The organism is Spirillospora sp. NPDC049652, assembly GCF_040675125.1.
Classification (GTDB): Bacteria; Actinomycetota; Actinomycetes; order Streptosporangiales; family Streptosporangiaceae; genus Spirillospora.
Genome location: NZ_JBFAOF010001547.1, coordinates 1 through 1,109 on the forward strand (window position 1 = coordinate 1; position 1,109 = coordinate 1,109).

Consider the following 1,109-nt stretch of genomic DNA (forward strand, 5'->3'; position numbering starts at 1 on the left):
CCACGACGTCCAGCCGGTCCGGACGGCCGAGCGCCGCGTCCACCTCGCCGAGCAGCCGGGCCAGCGCCGCCGTGAACCGGGACGAGGCGCTCACCGAGGTGCGGAAGTGCTCGGCCGGCCGCTCGCCCCGCCGGTAGAAGCCGTCCTCCCCGTAGAGCGCCAGCTCCATCGCGGGCCGCCAGGATGCCCAGGTCAACGCCACCACCCTGCCGACGTTACCGCGCTCCGCGACTCACGCGGGCGACGGCGAGGAGGGGGCTACCTGGGGTGGACGACGTGTCCGACCTGGGGTTGATCCGAGGTTGACCAGCCCATACGTACGCTGGCGGCATGGTCGGCAGGCTGTGGGAGTGGTGGCGTGGCAGGCGGGCGTTGGTGGACGCCGCGTTCCTCGCCCCGCTGGCGTTGCTGCAGGTGCTCTCGGCGCCGTCCGTGCTGCACGACACGACCGGCTTCTACAAGCTCTCGGCGACGGGCCTGGTGGCGCTCTCCGCGGTCCTCCTGGTGCCCATGGTCTGGCGCAGGCACTGGCCACGGCTGACGTTCGCGGTGGTCGCGCTGGTCAGCTTCGCGCAGTGGCTGCACGGCACGCAGGTGCTCATGGCGAACGGCACCGTGCTCGTCGGCCTGTACACGGTCACCGCGTACTGCGCGTTCCGCTGGGGGCTCGCGGCGCTGGGCGTCGCCGTGCTCGGCGCGGTCCTGGAGGCCCTCCAGCAGTGGCACGGCGACCTGCCGGGCATGCGCGGGCCGCTGTTCGTGTTCGTCCTGGCCATCCTCGCCGTCTGGGTGCTCGGCCTGCACATCCGGACGCGCCGCGCCTACCTGCGCAACCTGGAGGAACGCGCGAAGCGGCTGGAGCACGAGCGGGACACCGAGATCCAGATGGCCCGCAACGCCGAGCGCGCCCGGATCGCGCGCGAGATGCACGACGTCGTGGCGCACAACGTCAGCGTCATCATCGTCCAGGCGGACGGCGCGTCCTACGCGATCGACAGTGATCCCGGCCGCGCCCGGCAGGCGCTGGAGACGATCTCCGCGACCGGCCGGACGGCGCTGGCGGAGATGCGGCGGCTGCTCGGCGTGCTGCGCGAGGAGGCCGCGGCGGG

At 73.2% G+C, this 1,109-nt stretch carries 1 protein-coding gene and 1 pseudogene; one reads left to right on the forward strand and one right to left on the reverse strand.

The genetic code is table 11. The annotated features are described in order from the left end of the window. Window positions 1–196 (reverse strand): annotated as a pseudogene (locus AB0J52_RS41820) (SAM-dependent methyltransferase); the annotation flags it as partial. 134 nt (window positions 197–330) lie between these two features. On the opposite strand from AB0J52_RS41820, the gene AB0J52_RS41825 reads away from it, so the two are divergent. Continuing rightward, on the forward strand, window positions 331–1,109 hold a 779-nt coding region (locus AB0J52_RS41825; RefSeq protein ID WP_500188847.1), incomplete at its 3' end, for a sensor histidine kinase.